Here is a 21,579-nt window from a genome sequence, read left to right as displayed (position 1 = left end):
TCCGCAGTAGCTCAGTGGTAGAGCTATCGGCTGTTAACCGATCGGTCGTAGGTTCGAGTCCTACCTGCGGAGCCATATTATAGAGAAGTACCCAAGTGGCTCAAGGGGCTCCCCTGCTAAGGGAGTAGATCGCGAACGCGGTGCGAGGGTTCGAATCCCTTCTTCTCTGCCAGAATTGGCCCGTTGGTCAAGTGGTTAAGACACCGCCCTTTCACGGCGGTAACACGGGTTCGAATCCCGTACGGGTCATACTAAAAGAGATAGCATAATCTGCTATCTCTTTTTTGTTGTGTAAAAGCGGACTTTGGATAGTCTGCTTTTTTTTATGGGTTTTTTGTGTCTTTAATGCTTGATAGTAATTATTGCAATAAGTTGTAGGAGATTTATATATATGCATTTATTTTTGCAACCTTTTTATTCTCTCATTCGACTATATTAGTAAAGGGAGGAAGAAATAAAAATGGACATAGCCTATCTAGTAAACCAAGCAACAAGAGGAAATGATCAAGCATTTGAACAACTTATTACTTTTGTTCGCCCAAAGCTATATCGAACAGCCTATTCTTATGTAAGAAATGAACAAGATGCACTGGATATATACCAAGAAACAATTTATGAAGCATATCTTTCATTGAGAAAATTAAAAAAGCCGGAGAAATTTCAAAGTTGGATTACTAAAATTCTTGTTTTTAAATCCATTGATTTTGTAAGAAAGTCCTCTAGACAATTTGTTGTGAATGATGAAATGTTATCTAATTTATGTACAGAAGAGAGCATGAATAAATTAGAGCAATCGCTGGATTTAACCGAGGCATTTAATTTCTTAGATCCTACTTACAAAACCATTATTTTATTAAGGTATTATCACGATTTATCTATTAAGGAAATTGCTGAGGTTCTTAATTCTCCAGAAGGAACGGTAAAATCTCAATTACATCGAGCAAAGCAAGCCTTACGCCCCATTTTAAAGGAGGGATATAGTTATGAATAAAGAAGAAATTAATCACCATATCAATGATATTCCTATACCAGAAGATCGGTTAATTCAAAGAGAAAAAACAGCCATGCTTCAAGCTAAGAAAAATCAGTACCGTAGAAAAAAAACAATTAAGTATTCTAGTCTTATTGCTTGTGGAATATGTGTTTCTCTCTTAGGTTTTGGATTCATTTCTCCTACCATGGCAAAGACATTATCGGGTGTTCCAGTTATAGGCTCCATTTATGCACAATTTAATGATATTGCTTCTGATAAAATTGAAAAGGATGAGCTTGCCACATCAATTGAGAGACGAGATAGTCATAGTGGTTTAACGATGAATGTGAAAGAAGCTGTTTACGATGGTGGACGTTTAGTGGTCACGGTGGAATACAAAGGAGAGAATCCTATTTCCAAAAGTAATGAAGAGAAAGCTGGATTTAGTTATATAACCATTAATGGGAAAGAAGTCAGAGCTGCAATTGGTTCTACTTCACAGAAGTCAAAAGGACAAAACACCATTATTGAGCAGCATGAATTTACTCTGGCTAATTACGGTGAATTTGGTGATAAAATTGATGTTTCCGTCCATGGGAAAGATTTATTTGAACAAACAGGAATATGGAACGTAGCATTTCCTCTTACAAAAGTTGAAGGTGAGATTCATAAATTCACTCCTAATATAAAAACATCAACGAAAGATAATTTATATGCATTAACAGTAAATCAAGTAACCTTTTCTTCACTTTCAACGAGGATTGATTTGACCTTTGATTATCCAAAAGAAATGGAAGCTAATGATAGCTGGCCAGCACTTGATTATACCGTAACTGATGATAAAGGAAAAATCTACGAAGGAGTCAGCTTGCAAGTTGGTAGCACGGGACTATACGGACACCATATTGTTTTAGCTCTTCCACCAATGGATAATCCTCCAAAATCCTTAACAATTGAACCTACGTATCTTAGTGATCTAAATGATACATTAAAAAATGGAGGTGCTGAAGATTTAAAAACGACTGTGTTGCTACAATAATTAAAGAGCTTTGCTAGGTTCACATGTTTATTGACTGTTAATAAGTGACGGTATGTTAATTTGACGTGTATGGAAAAAACATCGCTGTCCAGCTAAGATAAATTTGTATCCATATAATCAAAAGACGCTATTCTTTTTGTAGAAATATACAGAAAGGATGGCGTTTGTTATGCTGTTATCATTGTCGGTTTTTGTCGGTAAGTCGATATATTGCAAAAATCGCTGATATATTTGGAGTTACGGTCCATATATTTAAAAAATCGCTGATATAATTTCACTTACCGACAAAAACATAAGAAAATCCCTTTCACAATCTAAAGAAAACGTCTCCATTGAGATGGATTCCACACCTATTCCATCAACTTTACACTCTATGTGAAAAAGTTCACAAATAGGCCATAATTTGTGAAGTAATTCACAATAATACGTGCTACAATATGAATGTAAAGAAGTTAAACAACATTAAATTAGTATTTTAATTAATTACTTAAACAATCATAAAAAATATATGTGAACAATAGAGAGGGGAAATTACCATGAAAAAAGGTATCAATCGTGTAGTATTAGTAGGAACAGGAGCTGTAGGTTGTAGTTACGCTTACTCAATGATCAACCAAGGTGTAGCTGAAGAATTCGTATTAGTAGATGTTAATGAAGCAAAAGCAGAAGGGGAAGCAATGGACTTAAGCCATGCGGTACCATTCTCTCCATCACCAACAAAAGTTTGGAGCGGTAGCTATGCAGATTGTAAAGATGCAGATCTAGTTGTTATCACTGCTGGATTACCACAAAAGCCAGGTGAAACTCGTTTAGACTTAGTTGAGAAAAATACAAAGATCTTTAAACAAATCGTTCGCGGCATTATGGATAGCGGGTTCGATGGAATCTTCTTAATCGCAACTAACCCAGTTGATATTTTAACTTACGTAACTTGGAAAGAATCTGGTTTACCAAAAGAGCGCGTAATCGGTTCTGGTACTACTTTAGACTCTGCTCGTTTCCGTTACATGTTAGGTGACTACTTAGATGTAGATCCACGTAACGTTCATGCTTACATCGTTGGTGAACACGGTGACACTGAACTTCCAGTATGGAGCCACGCTACTATCGGTGTACAAAAACTAGAAACAATCTTAGCTAACAACGAACAGTACAAACAAGAAGACTTAGATAAAATCTTCGAAAATGTACGCGATGCAGCTTACCATATCATCGAGCGTAAAGGTGCAACTTACTACGGAATCGGTATGTCACTACTTCGTGTAACTAAAGCAATCTTAAGCAACGAGAACAGCGTATTAACTGTATCTGCATACCTTGAAGGACAATATGGTGAGAAAGATGCTTTCGTAGGTGTTCCAGCTGTTATTAACCGCGAAGGTGTACGTGAAATCGTAGAACTTGAGCTAAATGAAGAAGAAAAAGCGAAATTCGCTCATTCTGTAAAAGTATTAAAAGAAACAATGGCACCAGTACTATAATAATTGCTAAATAATTCAGAGGCGGGAAACTGCTTCCTACCTCTGAGTTTTTATATAATTTAATATAAATTCCTTTTCCGGTTTCCCTTGTATATCCCCAATATACCCCTTTTGCTGGATAAGGGTCGTTTATAGAAAAGAGCACTCTACTTTATATAGAGTGCTCTTTATTATTATTTTTTAGGTGTTAATCCTAATTTCTTTAAAATATCTGCCAGTGTACCGCTTTTTGATTTTTCAACAGGTATTTGTGATTTAGATGCATCTGGTCCTTTTTTCAAGAAGTTCTTTTCAACGAAACGAATATCTTTTTCGTCGACAATGCCATCTTTGTTAAGGTCGCCGTCTTTCACAGATAGTCCTTTTTTACCATAGTTGCTAGCGATAATTTCAGCATCTTTCATATCAATTACTTTATCAGCATTTACATCGCCAGCAAGGTTTTCGTCAGGTCGTGCATAATAATATTGACCAAGTAGTTTACCATCTTTTTCAGTACCTAGTTTTGTAGTTAGTCGGCTTGTTAAATGTCCTGGAACCTCCACGTATAAGTTATAATCACGTTTATTAACAGGAAGTCCATTCAATTTGAAGTAACCGTATTTATCAAGTGAGCCTTCAAACTTATGACGGTAAGAATCTGTTGCATATACTTTTACACCAAGCTTTGTATAATCAAATTTCTCATCTAAATATCCACGTTCATTTAAGAATGCACCAGGTTTAATATTTCCTTCTACTTTTGAGTTTAAAGACATAACTGAGAATGTTTGATCTTGAAGCACACGCATTCTGCTTGGCTCTGATTCACCTTGTTTCCAGTAAACGAACACCGGTAAATCTAATTGAGCATTTGCTTCATAAAACTCATCATTTTCTACCTTGAAAGTTACATCAATGAACGGGAAGTCACCATCTAATCCGGCGAAGTTTTTATCATCGATAGCTCCGCCTACTGTAACAGAACCTTCTTCTAGTTTCGGCTCATTTACTTTTGCGGTTACCCCTTTTTCAGAAAGGAGTTTTTCAAAAGTAGGATTCAATTTCGCATTTGCAAATTTGAAGTTCTTCTCTAGGAATTTTACGTTAAATTCTCCAGATACAAATTGTTTCACATGTTTGGCGTTTAGTGTCACAGTGAATTCATCATCTTTATATAATTCTTTTTTATCATAACTAGCTTTTGCATATTGAGCACCTTGCGGAATAAACCAATAGTTATTTACACCGCTTGGATAGTCAGGACCTGCAGTTGCATAATCGAAAATATATACGCCTGTGTTCATTGGACCTTCAGTTTTAAAGGAATCAGGTGTAATACCAACTTTAAAGTCACCATTTTCAGTAATAGGTAAAAACTTGTGCAAGTAGGGAGAATAGTCATAGTACATAACGCCGTTCGCTTCTTGCGTAATGTTTAATCCTTTTCCTCTTAAGTAGTCAACGTTAGAATCATATACATTTCCTTTAACCCATAGTGCTTTTTTACCGTCTTCTACTGTATAGTTTTCTTCATTTAATTCATAAATACCAGGCTGTAATCCAGTTAATTTCACTTCTGGCGGTGTATTATCAATTACGACATAATCACCTTTCACACGTGCTTTCCCGGCTTTATCGTAGCCAACAAATTCAATTGTGTAATCTCCTTCTGGTAAGTCGATTTTTTCATCACCAATTGGTTTTGCAGGATCATTTGTAAAAGGATACACTCTGCCGTTAAAGAATGAATCTAAATAGTAATACACATCTGTTTTTAATCCACTCGTGTTTAATGTTCCGATGAAGCCAAGTGCTTTATTTGTTTTGGAATCTTTCACGATAAGATCTAACGTTTCAAGTTCGCTATTTAATTGGAACGCCCCGTGAACATATGATTCGCGGTATGGATTGAATGTAGATGTATCAGTTGAGATTGTTTTTCTTGATAATAGTGCATTTTCAATACCAGGCTCTGACACACGAATAGAGAACGGAATTTGATACGTTTCTTCTTTATTTTTCGTATTTGTAATATGAATATATCCTTCATATCGGCCTTGCTTTGCACCAGCAGGAATATTAATTTTTGCTTCAATTTCATCTGATTTACCAGCATCAATCGTAATTGTTTCAGAAGTAGAAATTTTTACACCGTTTGCGGTAGCGTCATTAATGGCAGAAGAAGCTGGTGTATAAGAAATTTCTGTTTTAAATTCTTTCTTCTCTTGTTTATTGCGGTTTTCAATTTTAATTTTTCGTTTTTGTTCAATGGATTCCCCGTCTTTTTGATAGTATTTACCGAATGCAATGGATCCAGTTTCGTCTGGTACTTCAATCACTTCATCATTGACAATTGTTTTTGTCGTATCTAACACTTTAAAACTTGTTTCCGTGTGAACAGAGTTATAAGCATCTACTCGTCCAGCTCCAACTTCATATACGGAATACTTTTCTTTTAAATCATCAGCTGTGTTCATAAGAGATGCCTTTACATCGAATGGAGAGTATTCTGGGTGTTCTTGCAAAATAAGAGCAGCAACGCCAGCGATATGAGGAGATGCCATGGATGTTCCTTGCATACGTTCATAGGAAACATCGTAGTTTTCACCTTCTTGCGGGTCGTTAATATATTCAGGTACTGTTGAAAGTACCGCAACACCAGGCGCTGTAATATCAGGTTTAATATCATCATTTGATGTAACAGGGCCGCGTGAGCTAAAGTCTGCAAGATGATCGCCTTCTGTTTGAATATAATTTATTTCATCGAAAGTTAAGGATGTTTTGCCTTGTTCAATTTGAGCTTTTAGTTTTTCGCCATCTTCTTTCGTTAGGCGGAATGCTGGAATGTATTTTGTACTTTCGCCAATATAGTAAGGAATTTCTCCATCCACATTGTTATAAATAATAACTGCTTTTGCACCAGCTTGTTTCGCATTTGCGATTTTTTCATCAAACGAGATTGTACCACGTGCAACGAGAGCGATTTTTCCTTTTACATCTTTTTTACTAAACTCGTCAGGAGTACCGATTCCTACAGATTCAATAGGGAGAGATTGTCCTTTGAAATCCTCTATTTTATCAGTGAAGTTTTTGCCGAATAAAATTAGGTTAGGGAATTGTAATTGCCCAGCATGACCGGATAGTTTCGGTAAGGAAATAGAGCTATCACTTGCTCCAACTGTAATAGCAAATGGAGAAGCGCCTGGTGACCCAAGTGTCGCTGGATTTGGGCCAGAGTTCCCGGCAGCAACGACTGTAACAACGCCCGAAAGCATTGCGTTATTGACAGCGATAGACGTTGGATCAAGCGGATTGTTGCTATCGTCACCTAACGATAAGTTAATGACGTTCATACCGTCAGAAATAGATTTATCGATTGCAGCAATAATACCAGAACTATCGCCGCTTCCGTAAGGACCTAGTACACGATAGTTATACAGTTCAATGTCAGGTGCAACACCTTTTACTGCGGAATCTGATTTATTTTTCTTTTGAGCAGAAACGATACCTGCTACGTGAGTACCATGCGCAGTATAGAAGGAAGAACCACGATCATCAAATTCAGGAGCGCCAGATTGTTGCCACTCTGTATAAGTTGTTTCCATCGGATCTGCATCGTTATTAATAAAGTCCCAACCTTTTACGGAGTTTGGGTCTACCTTACTAGAATCCTCACCCGATTTTGCGCGATAGCCTTTATACACGTCTTTTAAGTCAGGGTGATTGTAATCAATACCTGTATCTAGTACACCAACTTTAATTCCTTTTCCGGTAATGCCCTCGCTATGTAACTTATCTACCCCAATTTGGGGAATGCTATCTGTTAGTTTTTGAGGTGCTTTCTGCTCTGCTTGTTTTGGTAAATTTAATTTCACTTCGTAATCTTTCCAAATACGTTTTACAACGCCAATGCGTAACAATTCTTCAACTGTATTTGCAGGTAACGTTAGCGCAACACCATTTATAGCGTGCTTATAAGAACGTTTAATTAGTACAGACTGGAAATTCCCTGATTTTACTGATGGGCTGAATTGATAAAGGCGTTTTAATCCTTTTTGGAATTCCTCATGTTCTTGATCAATACGTGCCTTTATATTTTCAGGAGCAGCTTGTAATCCTTTTTCTTTTTGTTTTAATTCATTAATCTTTACTGGAGCAGTTTGAAATTCTACAATGATATTTACTGGTTCAGAACTACTCGTATTAATATCTGGCGAAATAGTAAAACCAGGATTGGCATCTAACGTTTGTAATGCTTGGCGCTGTTCTTTAGAAAGTTTTGATAGTAAAGACTGGGCGTTTGAAGAGTCAATTTGGTTAATAGGGTTTTCAGCAAGTACATTGAACGGAAGGGCAGTTGAAAATAGAACGCCAGCCGTCACAATTCCGGTAACAAAACGATTTTTCTTTTTCATATATAGGCCTCCGATAATTTATATTTTAAAAATTATTTCTCCACGCCTGGTGTTTGTTCTGCATGAAATGTCCAGTTTAGCTGCAGGGAATCACCCTGGAATTTATTTTGATCTTGGTCGTTGTCTTCAAAGGAGAAGAGAACGTGTAAATAATCTGTTTCACCAGATTTAATACCATCTATTAAGTTATGACGTTCTAGAGAAGTAGCTACATCCTCCGGTTTCATAGTTTTTAATTCTGATAATTTTGTTTCCCACAAAATTTCATGATCATCGTTTGGATTAGATGGCTTTCCATCATTCACTAAAAATTTGACGATGATGTGATCGCCTAAATCTTCACCATCATTATTTTGCTTTGCATCTGTAACTTCATAGGATGTTTCAAGTGCTACTTTTGCAATATGCAATGTTCCTTTATTTTCAAGCTTGAAGTTTCTTTCAATCAAATCACCTGGTTTTAAATCTTTCACATTAACAATTACACTTGGGTTAATAGAAAGATCTAGTGTACCAGCTTGAAATGAGTTACTAGATGTTTCAGAATCACTGAAATAGGCGAATACACCGCCGAATGTAAGGGATAAGCCAAGTGAAGCTGTGACAACTCCCATTCCAACCTTTTGTTTTAATGACATAAGAAAGCCTCCTAATTTAATTTTTTATCAAACTTTTTCTTGGAGCATGGACAGAGTAAACATAGTGTTTCAGTATGAATTATATTTGCGAGAGTTCGTAGTTCTTTATTGAGAACAAGTATATGCTTATGAATTTTCCATTTCAATGAAATTGTGACAAAAAATGTTGAGAAACATTTTTTTATGACAGATTATTTTGTTGTGATTTTAAGTGATAAATAGCAAGTAAAATAGAATCAATCTAATGAAATAAAGGTTGAGAAATAAATAATAGGATGAAAGCCTAGTAGGAAATGAAGCGTTTGCAATGGATATTCGTCAAAATTCGATATTTTACACAGTAAATTTGAATATTTTAAGCGAAATTAAAGAAAAAAACGAATATTTTTTAAAAAATAACAAGGATATTTCAGTTTTTCGCAGAAATGATAAAGAGTAAAAAATTTCTGTCATCTTAGTGAGGTGAACATATTGGATGTAATAAATTGTGAAGAAGTGAAACGAGATGAGTTTCATACAGAAAAGTACTATGACAGTTATAACATCTTTGGGGCACATATTGTGACGGAAGATGGGATGCGAGGTGTACGATTCACAGTATGGGCTCCTCATGCGAAAGCAATGAGTGTTGTTGGAGATTTTAATGAATGGGATTATGAGCAACATAAGATGCTACAAGTGACAGAAGAGGGGATTTGGTCCTTGTTTGTACCGCATATTGAAGAGAATGAGATATATAAGTATGCGATTGAAACGATGGATGGTGACGTTATTTTAAAAGCAGATCCTTACGCAGTATATGCAGAAGTAAGACCAAATACGGCATCTGTAGTTTTTGATATAGAGGGATATGAATGGAATGATAAAAACTGGATTCGTAAGAGAAAGAAAAAATCGATTTATAAAGAAGCGATGACAGTTTATGAATTACATTTCGGTTCTTGGAAAAAGAAAGAAGATGGCGCTCTGTATTCTTATAGAGAAATGGCCGAGGAGCTCATTCCGTATGTGGTGGAACATCAATTTACACATATTGAAATTATGCCGCTTGTTGAGCATCCATATGATCGTTCTTGGGGATATCAAGGGACGGGATATTATGCAGCGACAAGTAGATTCGGCACGCCACATGATTTGATGTATTTTGTCGATGAATGTCATAAATATGGAATCGGTGTCATTTTAGATTGGGTGCCGGGGCATTTTTGTAAAGATGCTCACGGTTTATATTTGTTTGATGGGACACCGACTTATGAATATAAAGATATAGATGTACAAGAAAACCTAGTATGGGGAACTGTTAATTTTGATTTAGGGAAGAGGGAAGTACGTAATTTCTTAATTTCAAATGCGTTATTTTGGATGAAGTATTTCCACATTGACGGTTTCAGGGTGGATGCAGTTGCGAATATGCTGTACTGGAATAAAGAAGGACAAGAACAAAGTAATGAGCACGCTGTTTCATTTTTACGAGAGTTAAATGAAGCGGTGTTTGCAGAAGATGAAGATTTTCTTATGACAGCAGAAGATTCAACAGCTTGGCCACTTGTAACAGCTCCAACGTATGAAGGTGGGCTTGGGTTCAATTACAAATGGAATATGGGCTGGATGAATGATGTGCTGAAATATATGGAGTGTGCGCCTGAGTATAGGAAGTATATTCATGAGAAAATGACGTTCTCTTTAATATATGCTTACTCTGAAAATTTCATATTACCGCTTTCTCATGATGAAGTCGTTCATGGGAAAAAGTCGTTATTAAATAAAATGCCAGGAGATTACTGGGATAAGTTTGCTCAACTTCGTTTATTATATGGATATTTCTTTACTCATCCAGGTAAGAAATTACTCTTTATGGGTGGAGAATTCGGGCAGTTTGATGAGTGGAAAGACCTTGAAGATTTAGATTGGAATTTACATGATTTTGAAATGCATCGTTATATGCATGATTACTTTAAAGAGCTCATAGCATTGTATAAGCGCTCCAAACCACTTTGGCAGCTTGATCATTCACCTGAAGGATTTCAGTGGATAGATGCTAATAATCATGAGCAAAGTATTTTCTCGTTTATCCGCCAAGGGGATAAACAAGAAGATGCGTTAGTTGTCGTATGTAATTTTACGAAAGCTACATATGAAAACTATAAAGTAGGTTTGCCAGATTTCGAGTATTATAACGAGATTTTAAACAGTGACGCTGAGCAATATGGCGGATCGGGGCAAGTGAATAAGAAACGTCTCAAGACGATTCAAGAACCGTATCATAATCAAGCGGCACATGTAGAAATTACAATTCCACCATTTGGCGTATCCATATTACGACCAGTGAAGACGAGAAAGGGGAGCAAAAAACAAGATGGCTCAAAAGCAAAAGTGCGTAGCAATGTTACTAGCAGGGGGAAAAGGTAGTCGATTAAGTGCATTAACAAAAAATTTAGCCAAGCCAGCTGTTCCATTTGGTGGTAAATATCGCATTATTGACTTTACGCTAAGTAACTGTGCGAATTCTGGTATTGAAACGGTTGGGATTTTGACGCAATATCAACCACTCGAACTTCATAATTATATCGGAATCGGCAATGCTTGGGATTTAGACCGAGTAAGCGGTGGAGTCACAGTGTTACCTCCTTATGCGGAGTCTTCAGGTGTGAAGTGGTACACAGGTACAGCAAGTGCCATTTATCAAAACTTAAACTATTTAAGCCAATATGAACCAGAGTATGTTCTGATTTTATCAGGCGACCATATTTATAAAATGGATTACAGTAAAATGCTAGATTACCATATTGAGAAAGAAGCGGACGTTTCGATTTCTGTTATTGAAGTGCCGTGGGATGAAGCGAGTCGTTTCGGTATTATGAATACGAACGAAGAGATGGAGATTGTTGAATTTGAAGAGAAACCGCAATTTCCAAGAAGTAATCTTGCATCAATGGGAATTTATATTTTTAACTGGGCAATTTTGAAAGAGTATTTAGAGATGGATGCAAGAAATCCTGAATCTAGTAATGATTTCGGAAAAGATGTACTTCCGCTTTTATTAGATGAAGGGAAAAAGCTGATGGCGTATCCGTTTGAAGGATATTGGAAAGATGTTGGAACGGTGAAAAGCTTATGGGAAGCGAATATGGATTTACTTCGCGATGAAACATCGCTGAATCTAAACGATCGTAATTGGCGTATTTATTCTGTAAATCCAAATGAGCCACCTCAATATATTGCAGAAAAGGCAAAAGTAGAAGAATCACTTATTAACGAAGGATGCGTCATTGAAGGGGACGTGAAGCATTCTGTATTATTCCAAGGAGTGACGGTGGAAGAAGGTAGTATGGTTATTGATTCTGTCGTTATGCCAGGAGCGAAGATTGGTAAAAATGTTGTGATTGAAAGAGCGATTGTTGGATCGGAAATGGTTATTGAAGATGGAACAATTATTCGTCCAGAAAAAAATGTCGACGATGTAGTACTCATTGCTGAAGGGAAATAGAAAAGGGGGATGAAATGAATGGGAGAAAAAATGTTAGGAATTATTAATGCAACGGGAAGTTTTCCTTCCTTAAAGAAAGTAACAGGGCATCGTTCATTAGCGGCGTTACCATTTGGGGGCCGTTATCGACTCATTGATTTCATGCTTTCAAATATGGTGAATTCTAATATTCATAGTGTAGCGGTTTTTACAAGTCATAAAAACCGTTCACTAATGGACCATGTTGGTTCAGGAAAACAGTGGGATTTAGATAGAAAAAGAGACGGACTGTTTTTATTCCCGCCAAATTGCCAATGTGACCAAGATGAATTTGGGTCTTTTGCACATTTTAGAAGACATATTGATTATTTTTTAAGAGCTAGAGAAGAATACGTTGTTATTACGAATAGCCATCTCGTAACAGCATTAAATTTTCAAGCTGTGTTAGAGCGACATATACATACGGCAGCTGATATTACTGAAGTTTGCCATGAAGGGGTTTCGCTTCAAACATACGTGTTAAAGAAACAATTATTGTTAGATTTATTTGAGACATATAAAGATGTGGAGCAATACAGTTTATTTGATGTAGTGAGAGAAAAGCGCGGAAAATCACTGCATATTGCTACGTATGAGCATACAGGATATGTAGCTATTATTGATTCAATTGAAAGTTACTATAAACATAGCTTAGAAATTTTGCAACCTGCTATTTGGAAGCAATTATTTAAGAAAGAAGCACCGATCTTTACGAAAGTAAAAGATGAACCACCAACTCGTTACCTGAAGGGTGCAGCCGTGAAAAATACAATGATTGCAAACGGCAGTATTATTGAAGGAGAAGTAGAAAATAGTGTTATCTCCCGTTCTGTTAAAATTGGAAAAGGCTCAATTGTTCGTAATAGCATTATTATGCAAAAGAGCAAAATTGGAGATAATTGTATAATAGACGGTGTTATTATTGATAAAGACGTGAAAATTGGTGACGGTGTTGTACTAAAAGGAAACGCCGATGAGCCATATGTTGTAGAAAAAGGAAGCATTCAAAACAGTACGATTAATAGTTATTCTTAAAAGAATCAGTGGGGGTTTTTCCTCCACTGATTAAAGCATTCATTCAAATGAAAACTCGAAGGGAGGAAGCTGCAAGGGAAGTCGTATAAGCTTTTCGTGCAGTGGGACAACAAGTGAATATTTTATTTGCAGTATCAGAATGTGTACCATTTGTTAAATCGGGAGGATTAGCTGATGTAGCAGGTGCGCTCCCAAAAGAGCTAAAAAAACTAGGCGTGGACGTTCGCATTATACTTCCAAATTATAGTCTTATTCCGCAAAAATTAAGGGATGGATGTACGTTACATAAAGTAATTAACGTCCCGCTTGGGTGGAGAAATCAATATTGCGGAATTTTAAAAGGTGAGCAAGACGGGATTACGTATTACTTAATAGATAATGAATATTATTTTAAGAGAGATTCTCTATATGGTCATTATGATGACGGAGAGCGTTTTTCTTATTTTTCGAAAGCAGTTTTAGAGTGTATTCCGCATCTTGATTTTGAAGTGGATGTTCTTCATAGCCACGATTGGCATACAGCTATGGTGAATTTCTTACTGCGTGAAAAGTATCAAGATAATCCATTATATGAGCATATTAAAACGGTGTATACGATTCATAATTTGCAGTTCCAAGGTGTATTTCCTCCTGAAGTGATGTACGACTTGTTAGAACTTGGTGATGAATATTTTCATAGTGAGCAGCTAGAGTTTTATGGAAATGTGAACTTTATGAAGGGCGGAATTATTGCTTCTGATCAAATTACAGCGGTTAGCCCGACATACAAAGAGGAAATTCAATATGAGTTTTTCGGTGAGAAGTTAGATGGGTTGTTACGAAAAAATAATGGTAAGCTTAGCGGCATCGTAAATGGAATTGATACGAGCGTATATAATCCAGAAACAGATTCGTATATTACTGCTCAGTATGAGGCAGAGTCATTAGAGGAAAAGAATGAAAATAAACGCGCCTTGCAGCGTTATTTTGGTTTGCCAGAAAAAGAAGATACGCCAATTATTTCGATGGTAACGAGATTAACGAAGCAAAAAGGTCTTGATTTAGTACGTACTGTATTCCGCGAAATAATGGAGGAAGATGTGCAATGTATTATTTTAGGATCAGGTGATTCTGAATATGAACAATTCTTTGAGTGGATGGCATACGAGTATCCTGAGAAGGTAAAAGTGTATATCGGATTTAATGAAGAACTAGCCCACCAAGTGTATGCGGGAAGTGATTTATTCTTAATGCCATCACTATTTGAACCGTGTGGACTTGGACAACTTATCGCATTAGCGTACGGTACAATCCCGATTGTAAGAGAGACAGGCGGATTAAATGATACTGTACAATCTTATGACGAAGAAACTGGAGAAGGAAATGGTTTCAGTTTCACGAACTTTAATGCGCATGACATGTTGCACACGGTTCTTCGTGCGATTGAATTTTATCATGATAAACCGGTATGGGAGCAGCTTGTAAAACAAGCGATGACTGAAGATTATAGCTGGGAGAAATCAGCTCTTGCCTATAAGAAATTGTATAAAAGTCTCATGGAATAACATGTAGGTGGTGAAGAAATGTTTACTCATGTTGAAAGTTTCAAATCAGCTTTTCTAGAAAAGTTAGAGACGATGTATGGTAAAAGTTTTAAAGACTCTACAACTCGTGATCAATACAATACGCTTGGGTACATGGTACGTGAGTATATGAATAGTCAATGGATTGCAACGAACGAAAGTTATCGGTCTGGAGAGCAAAAGCAAATGTATTACTTATCCATTGAGTTTTTACTTGGGCGTTTGCTTGGAAGTAACATATTAAATTTAGGCATCAGGGATGTATGTGAGCAAGGACTTTCTGAGCTTGGGATTTCTTTGCAACAGTTAGAAGAGGTGGAAGCAGATGCAGGTCTTGGAAATGGTGGACTTGGACGATTAGCAGCCTGTTTCCTTGATTCACTTGCATCTTTAAACTTACCAGGTCATGGCTGTGGAATTCGTTACAAGCACGGCTTATTTGATCAAAAAATTGTTGATGGTTATCAAGTTGAATTTCCAGAGCAGTGGCTTCTTCATGAAAACGTATGGGAAGTAAGGAGGCATGATCAAGCTGTAGAAGTAAGTTATTTCGGCAATGTTGAACCGCTATACATTGACGGGCGTTTAGAGTTCAGGCATACGAATGCAGAAGTGATTATGGCAGTACCATATGACGTTCCAGTAGTAGGTTATGAGACGAGTACTGTAAATACACTCAGACTTTGGAATGCTGAACCAGTTCCTTTCCCGCAAAATTGCAAAGATATTTTGAAATATAAGCGTGAAACAGAGGCGGTATCGGAGTTTTTATATCCAGATGATACGCATGATGAGGGGAAAATACTTCGTTTGAAGCAACAGTATTTCCTCGTATCAGCAAGTTTGCAAAATATCGTTCGTATGCATAGAGAAAGATATGGTGACCTTCGTCAATTACATGAGAAAATTGCGATTCATATTAATGATACACATCCAGTTTTGGCGATTCCAGAACTAATGCGTATTTTATTAGATGAAGAAAAACTAGCATGGGAAGAAGCTTGGCACATAATAACACAAACGATTTCTTATACGAATCATACGACGTTATCAGAAGCGCTTGAGAAGTGGCCAATTCACATTTTTAAACCGTTATTACCGAGAATTTATATGATTATTGAAGAGATTAATGAACGTTTCTGTCATGAACTTTGGGAACGTTATCCATATGAATGGCATCGTATTGAAGAGATGGCGATTATTGCGCATGATCTTGTGAAAATGGCTCATTTAGCAATTGTCGGTAGCCATAGCGTAAATGGTGTAGCAAAAATTCATACGGAAATTTTAAAGCAACGCGAAATGCGATTGTTTTATGAGTTTTATCCAGATAAGTTTAATAATAAAACGAATGGAATCGCTCATAGACGCTGGTTAATGAAGGCGAATCCGCAGCTGACGAACCTTATTTCGGAGGCGATTGGAACAGAGTGGAAGAAAGAACCGATTAAGCTTCAAGAGCTACAATTAGTTCAATATGATGCGAGTTTTCAAGAGAAATTTGCAGAGGTAAAACAAGAGCGTAAAGAGATTTTAGCGGAGCGTATTCATAATAAAATGGGGATTACAATTGATCCTAATTCTATTTTTGATGTGCAAGTAAAAAGACTACATGCTTACAAACGACAACTATTAAACGTTCTTCATATTTTATATTTGTATAACCGTTTGAAAGAGGATGCTAGTTTTACATTTTATCCGCGTACTTTTATCTTTGGAGCGAAAGCATCACCTGGCTATTACTATGCGAAAAAAATTATTAAATTAATCAATGAACTCGCAAGGAAAGTGAATAATGATCCGTACGTAAGCCAATATATGAAAGTTATCTTTCTAGAAAACTATCGAGTGTCTTTAGCGGAAGATATATTCCCAGCTGCGGATGTGAGTGAGCAAATTTCAACTGCGAGTAAAGAAGCATCAGGAACAGGGAATATGAAATTTATGATGAATGGTGCGATTACACTCGGAACGTTAGACGGAGCTAATGTTGAAATAAAAGACCGGGTCGGTGATGATAACTGTTTCATTTTTGGCTTAACAGCGGAAGAGGTTCTTCATTACTATCAAAATGGTGGATATCGTGCAAGTGATTATTATCACCACAATATGCATATTAAAAAAGTAGTAGATCAGTTAACGAATGGTTTCTTTGCACAGTCGGGAGCTGAATTTGAAGCGATTTATGATTCTCTCGTAATTCAAAATGATGAATACTTCGTTCTGCGAGATTTTGGTCCATATGCGGAAAGGCAAGAAGCTGTTGGTAGAGCGTATGAAAACCGAACGAAGTGGCTAGAAATGTCGATTTTAAATATTGCACAGTCTGGTCATTTTGCGAGTGATCGAACGATTTTACAGTATAGTAATGAGATTTGGAGTATTGGTAATGCGGTTACACAGTATTAAGTGAAAGTCCCTTTTGAAGGGACTTTTATTCATGGAGACAAAGTGTATTCACTTTTAAAAGAGGAATATAAACGTTTGAAAAACCGAGCTTAATCTTATTAAGCTCGGTTTTCTTTTTTGGCTTAAGAAAGAAATGGGATGGCAGTATACATGATACCTGTTCCATCATATTCTCCAGTCGCAAAGTATGAAAATGTAAAGAAACCCGTAAACGTAAAAATTACAATGAGAAAAAGTGCAAAGATAAATTTTAGCATGTAAGGTCCCCTCATCCCAAAATAACTTCATATATTATTATAGTATAAGGATATATGATTTCCAAATGTTTACTGGTTAAAAATGAGAAGTCAGACATGTTTTGTATGTTGTCATGGCATGATTATTTGTAATAGATTTTGTGTTTTTTGTAAAAGTCATGTTGTGATGAACATGTGCATATTCCCAGTCTTGTTCATTAAAATGGACATTGCGCGGAGGGAGAAGAGGAACGACATCAAATAAATTAACGAAGCGAAAGCTACTAGCTACTTGTAGTTTATAATAATTACGAAATGCAATATCGCCCACTTTGGGAGAGGCAAATGTATAAAGACCGTACTGTGCGAAGGCGGTGTTGATACGCGCATCGAGTATATGTAGTGTGGCGAGCGCGCCACCTAAGCTATGACCTGTTGCAAGAAGTTTTTTATGGGCTGGTAGTGATACGAGCATATCCATAATAGAATCTCGACAAGATTCATAAATGGAAAGAAAGCCGTTATGGACATTCCCGCTGTTTAAAGCATATGGGTATGGTTTTTGGTTAACGAGTAAATCGATAATCCAGTCTGTATCTGTTTGTGTCCCGCGAAAAGCTACAATAATCGTATCCTCAGATTCTAGTATGAATCCGAACCATTCTGTCGTTTGAATGGTTTTTCCTTGAAAGCCTTGTACATATTGAAAACCATCCGGTATTTCGAAAATCCCATTTTGTTTATATTGTTCATACGTTAACTCACAACAAGAAGCTAACAATATGGCAGTATCTTTATCGAAGGATAAAGGAGTACGCATTAAGGAAGCCCTCCTTAAGAAAAGGTATAGTTCAATATATGCAGTGAGGGACTTGATTCATTCTTTTGGATAGGGCAAATAGTTTGTATCGCGTATTTAAATTAGTGGATGAAATTATAGTGACTTATGGACGAATCATGCCAAAATAAAACAGCACCCCATAAGGGCACTGTTTACTCTTTTCCATCTAATAAACGTCCAAGTCCGCCTAAAACGCTGCCTTCACCGCTGTTTTGAGCTGCTGGGCTTGTAAGGCGTGCTGCTAAACGGCTAAGTGTTAAGGACTGAATCCAAACCGTTCCAGGACCTTCTAACGTTGCGAAGAATAAACCTTCGCCGCCAAATAGAGCTGTTTTTACTTTTCCAACGAACTCGATATCGTAGTTAACGTCTTTTGTCATGGCAACGAGACAACCTGTATCGATGCGAAGTCTTTCGCCAGGTTTTAATTCACGCTTATATACAGTTCCTCCTGCATGCATGAAAGCGAGTCCATCACCTTCAAGTTTCTGCATGATGAAACCTTCACCACCGAAGAAACCAGTTCCAATTTTTTTCGTAAACTCAATTCCGATAGAAACGCCCTTTGCTGCACAAAGAAACGCGTCTTTTTGACAAACGACTTTCCCTTGATATTGTGTTAAATCAACAGGGATGATTTTTCCTGGATAAGGAGCGGCGAATGATACGTGGCGCTTGCCATGACCTGTATTTGTAAAGACAGTCATAAACATACTTTCACCTGTAACAAGACGCTTACCAGCGCCCATTAATTTACCGAATAGACCACTAGATGGGCCAGAACCATCACCGAAAATGGTTTCCATCTCGATATGATCTTCCATCATCATCATTGCGCCAGCCTCTGCGATAACGCTTTCTTCTGGATCTAATTCAATTTCAACAAACTGCATATCATCGCCATATAATTTATATTCGATTTCATGTGCTTGCATTTTTTCACCTCATCATATGTAGTAATTATATTGTACAGAAATCAAAGGAATTAGAATACTGTAGATTTGTTAATTTTTTAATAAAAATAGAATGAAAATTTAAGGTTATACTAGGATTATAAAAAACGATGGGTTGAAAGTGTTCTCATTTGACGTTTTCGACATAGCATGATATAGTGAAAACACTATTGAGCTACATAATGTGGTACGGAAATAAAGCACGTTGTATTAAAGGCTGTAAGCTTGTTATACATTCATGTCCTTTATATCCACCTTTTCATGTGGATTCATAGTTTCATTTTTATTTAGGAGGTACATGACATGCAAACAGGTAAAGTTAAATGGTTTAACGGCGAAAAAGGTTTTGGCTTCATCGAAGTTGAAGGCGGAGAAGACGTATTCGTACATTTCTCAGCTATCCAAGGCGACGGCTTCAAAACTTTAGAAGAAGGTCAAGAAGTTTCTTTCGAAATCGTTGAAGGAAACCGCGGACCACAAGCAGCTAACGTTACAAAAAACTAATTAGCTAGCGAAAAAAAGCATTCCGAATTTCGGAATGCTTTTTTTATTCTTTGGAGCTAGATTCATTTGAAGATAACTCGCCTTTGAAAGTACGCTCTTCAAAGTCATCAAGCATTTGTTCATACTCTTCATGTTCTTCTGTGGCGAAAACTTGAGGATTTTTGCCATACATGTCTGTTCCTATAAAATTTTCGAAATCCTCTACATACCCAACATTTTCTTCACTATTTACGTACATGCCATTATAGTTTTTGGAATCCTGTCTTTCTAAATCGGACGGTGTTTCTGATGTCCCATAATTTGCGACATCTTGCCATGCATCTTCAGCATCGTATTCTACAGAATGATCTTCGTCGTGCTTGTGAAAAGAAGGAGCCAACACCTCTTCTTCAACTGGTCGCGTGTTCATATTTAATTTATTTGTAGTGTGCTGAATACATGTTGTAGCGGTTGGCATTGCCTCTAATCTTTCAAACGGAATTTCTTCGCCAGATACTTCGCAAATTCCATACGTACCTTCTTCAATTTTTTGCAGGGCATGTTTTGTATCTTCTAGCTGCTTATGCCAAAATTCGATGAGCCCGAAATCTTTCTCACGTTCGTACAATTCTGTAGCCATATCACCTGGATGATTGTCATAGCTAGATAATTCTCCAACAGAATCGCGTTCAGAAGCACGATCTGTATTCTCATGAGTTTGTATTGCTTGTTCAACTTCTTGCTGTTGTTTTTCTAAAATAGATTTAAATTGATTTATTTGTTGTGGAGTTAACATAGTCGTCCACCTTCCTACAATTCAGTTTCTTTACATAGTATGAGCGTTGAGAGTAGGAATTATGAGCTGAAATTGGTATATGAAAAAGGAGCCACGTCAGCAGCTCCTTTTTATCCCGCATTAACGGGCAGTTGATTAAAGTTTCACTTTATAGGAAATATCCAAGCAATAATCCGATTCCCATGAGGAGACCGAAGATTGTATTTGTTTTTGCTGTTGCAATCATCGCAGGTACCATTTCCATTGGAATACTTTTGCCGATAAAGCCTTTCGTCGCTTTCAATGCTTTCGGTGCACTTAAAAATACGATAAGCATCCATGGTGATACGATGTTAACGATAATCAGAGCGATTGTCCAAATATAAGAAACGATGAACATAGAAGCAAGTACACCAACGGCTCTTTCGCGTCCAACGAGAATTGCTAACGTTTTACGACCGTTTTCTTTATCGCCATCTAAGTCACGAATGTTATTAGCTAGTAAAATGGCACCAATTAAAATGGAGCTTGGAATAGATAATAAAATGACTTCTGATGTTACAGTTCCAGTTTGAATAAAGAATGAAATCCCAATAATAATGACACCCATAAATAATCCGGCTGTTAACTCTCCAAATGGTGTATAGGGAATTGGAAGTGGGCCACCTGTATAAAGGTAAGCAACGGCCATACAAACAAGACCGATTGCAGCAAGCCACCAGCTAGAATTCATACAAATATAAACACCTAATAGTATTGCGATCCCGAAAAATCCAAATGCTAAGTTAAGCACCGTTTTTGGCTGAATGCCATCGCGAACGATAGCGCCGCCGATACCAACTGACCCTTCGTGATCGAGTCCTCTTTTATAATCAAAGTATTCATTAAACATGTTTGTTGCTGCTTGAATGAGAAGACAAGCGAGAAGCATCATAAGGAAAAGAGGGAGATGTATTTGATTTATACCTCCGACCTGCATCGCATAGGCTGTTCCGATGAAAACAGGAACGAAAGCTGCTGTTAATGTATGGGGACGTAGTAAACTCCACCAAATGCGCCAGCCGGTTTGCTTACTTGGCTTTGGCGCCGTAGGAGAGGAATTCGTTTCGACGTTCATTTCCATGTTGAATCCTCCTTTGGTCACATATTGTACACAACTAAGTGTAGAAAAAGCATCATTTAGTGTCAACGTTTATTTTCTAGGAAGAGAAGGTGAATTTCTCAGAAATGCTAAACGTTGACAGGCCTTTCG

At 37.0% G+C, this 21,579-nt stretch carries 16 protein-coding genes and 3 tRNA genes; 12 read left to right on the top strand and 7 right to left on the bottom strand.

All coding sequences use genetic code 11. From position 1 onward, the window contains the following. The 6 genes from JDS99_RS19885 to JDS99_RS19860 all read left to right on the top strand — a co-directional run bounded on the left by JDS99_RS19885 (position 1) and on the right by JDS99_RS19860 (position 3,493). Positions 1–75 (top strand) — tRNA-Asn (locus JDS99_RS19885). Between the two features lie 6 nt (positions 76–81). Then, positions 82–172: transfer RNA gene (locus JDS99_RS19880), tRNA-Ser, on the top strand. Positions 173–177: 5 nt separating this feature from the next. Next, a tRNA-Glu gene (locus JDS99_RS19875) sits at positions 178–249 on the top strand. A gap of 211 nt (positions 250–460) precedes the next feature. Continuing rightward, on the top strand, positions 461–991 hold the full coding sequence (locus JDS99_RS19870; protein WP_088609422.1) for a sigma-70 family RNA polymerase sigma factor: 531 nt from the start codon (positions 461–463) through the stop codon (positions 989–991). Beyond that, the gene (locus JDS99_RS19865; protein WP_088064690.1) at positions 984–2,012 is read left to right on the top strand and encodes a DUF4179 domain-containing protein; all 1,029 of its coding nucleotides are present in this window, start codon (positions 984–986) and stop codon (positions 2,010–2,012) included. The genes JDS99_RS19870 and JDS99_RS19865 overlap by 8 nt, the downstream gene beginning before the upstream one ends. A gap of 536 nt (positions 2,013–2,548) precedes the next feature. After that, complete coding sequence (locus JDS99_RS19860; RefSeq protein WP_060632710.1) at positions 2,549–3,493, top strand: L-lactate dehydrogenase; 945 nt, start codon at positions 2,549–2,551, stop codon at positions 3,491–3,493. A gap of 173 nt (positions 3,494–3,666) precedes the next feature. On the opposite strand, the gene JDS99_RS19855 is transcribed toward JDS99_RS19860, so the two are convergent. Both JDS99_RS19855 and JDS99_RS19850 read right to left on the bottom strand, forming a co-directional pair. After that, complete coding sequence (locus JDS99_RS19855; RefSeq protein ID WP_199695581.1) at positions 3,667–7,890, bottom strand: S8 family serine peptidase; 4,224 nt, start codon at positions 7,888–7,890, stop codon at positions 3,667–3,669. Between the two features lie 32 nt (positions 7,891–7,922). Continuing rightward, positions 7,923–8,528, bottom strand: a complete 606-nt coding sequence (locus JDS99_RS19850) for a CalY family protein (RefSeq protein WP_088064688.1) — start codon at positions 8,526–8,528, stop codon at positions 7,923–7,925. Positions 8,529–8,999: 471 nt separating this feature from the next. On the opposite strand from JDS99_RS19850, the gene glgB reads away from it, so the two are divergent. The 5 genes from glgB to glgP all read left to right on the top strand — a co-directional run bounded on the left by glgB (position 9,000) and on the right by glgP (position 17,039). Next, on the top strand, positions 9,000–10,937 hold the full coding sequence (gene glgB / locus JDS99_RS19845) for a 1,4-alpha-glucan branching protein GlgB (protein ID WP_060486611.1): 1,938 nt from the start codon (positions 9,000–9,002) through the stop codon (positions 10,935–10,937). Then, complete coding sequence (glgC, locus tag JDS99_RS19840; RefSeq protein ID WP_000057613.1) at positions 10,885–12,015, top strand: glucose-1-phosphate adenylyltransferase; 1,131 nt, start codon at positions 10,885–10,887, stop codon at positions 12,013–12,015. Before glgB ends, glgC begins: the two co-directional genes overlap by 53 nt. Before the next feature lie 18 nt (positions 12,016–12,033). Continuing rightward, the gene (gene glgD, locus JDS99_RS19835; RefSeq protein ID WP_000504142.1) at positions 12,034–13,068 is read left to right on the top strand and encodes a glucose-1-phosphate adenylyltransferase subunit GlgD; all 1,035 of its coding nucleotides are present in this window, start codon (positions 12,034–12,036) and stop codon (positions 13,066–13,068) included. Between the two features lie 113 nt (positions 13,069–13,181). Beyond that, positions 13,182–14,612, top strand: a complete 1,431-nt coding sequence (glgA, locus tag JDS99_RS19830) for a glycogen synthase GlgA (protein WP_199695580.1) — start codon at positions 13,182–13,184, stop codon at positions 14,610–14,612. 18 nt (positions 14,613–14,630) lie between these two features. Further along, positions 14,631–17,039 (top strand): glycogen phosphorylase, encoded by a 2,409-nt coding sequence (gene glgP, locus JDS99_RS19825; RefSeq protein WP_199695579.1) that lies wholly within the window; start codon positions 14,631–14,633, stop codon positions 17,037–17,039. A gap of 122 nt (positions 17,040–17,161) precedes the next feature. Here glgP and JDS99_RS32415 read toward each other — a convergent pair whose 3' ends face one another. From JDS99_RS32415 to JDS99_RS19815, 3 genes are all read right to left on the bottom strand, one after another. After that, complete coding sequence (locus JDS99_RS32415) at positions 17,162–17,296, bottom strand: hypothetical protein (protein WP_255543213.1); 135 nt, start codon at positions 17,294–17,296, stop codon at positions 17,162–17,164. A gap of 76 nt (positions 17,297–17,372) precedes the next feature. Next, a complete protein-coding gene (locus JDS99_RS19820; protein ID WP_199695578.1) occupies positions 17,373–18,095 on the bottom strand; it encodes a lipase family protein in 723 nt (240 codons plus the stop codon). A gap of 173 nt (positions 18,096–18,268) precedes the next feature. Beyond that, the gene (locus JDS99_RS19815; RefSeq protein ID WP_001147830.1) at positions 18,269–19,051 is read right to left on the bottom strand and encodes a TIGR00266 family protein; all 783 of its coding nucleotides are present in this window, start codon (positions 19,049–19,051) and stop codon (positions 18,269–18,271) included. 321 nt (positions 19,052–19,372) lie between these two features. Between JDS99_RS19815 and cspD the strand changes: the two genes are divergently transcribed. Then, entirely contained in the window at positions 19,373–19,573 is a 201-nt protein-coding gene (gene cspD, locus JDS99_RS19810) for a cold-shock protein CspD (RefSeq protein ID WP_001193052.1), read from the top strand. 43 nt (positions 19,574–19,616) lie between these two features. On the opposite strand, the gene JDS99_RS19805 is transcribed toward cspD, so the two are convergent. Then, positions 19,617–20,348 (bottom strand): yteA family sporulation protein, encoded by a 732-nt coding sequence (locus tag JDS99_RS19805; RefSeq protein ID WP_199695577.1) that lies wholly within the window; start codon positions 20,346–20,348, stop codon positions 19,617–19,619. Positions 20,349–20,496: 148 nt separating this feature from the next. Then, positions 20,497–21,450 carry a 1,4-dihydroxy-2-naphthoate polyprenyltransferase gene (locus JDS99_RS19800; protein WP_199695576.1) on the bottom strand — a complete coding sequence of 318 codons (954 nt, stop codon included), beginning with the start codon at positions 21,448–21,450 and terminating at the stop codon, positions 20,497–20,499. Positions 21,451–21,579: the final 129 nt, after the last annotated feature.

It is taken from the genome of Bacillus cereus group sp. N6, from assembly GCF_016483705.1.
Taxonomy (GTDB): Bacteria; Bacillota; Bacilli; order Bacillales; family Bacillaceae_G; genus Bacillus_A; species Bacillus_A wiedmannii.
The sequence above is the reverse complement of the archived record's forward strand: the minus strand, read 5'-3'. Positions and strand labels throughout refer to the sequence as shown.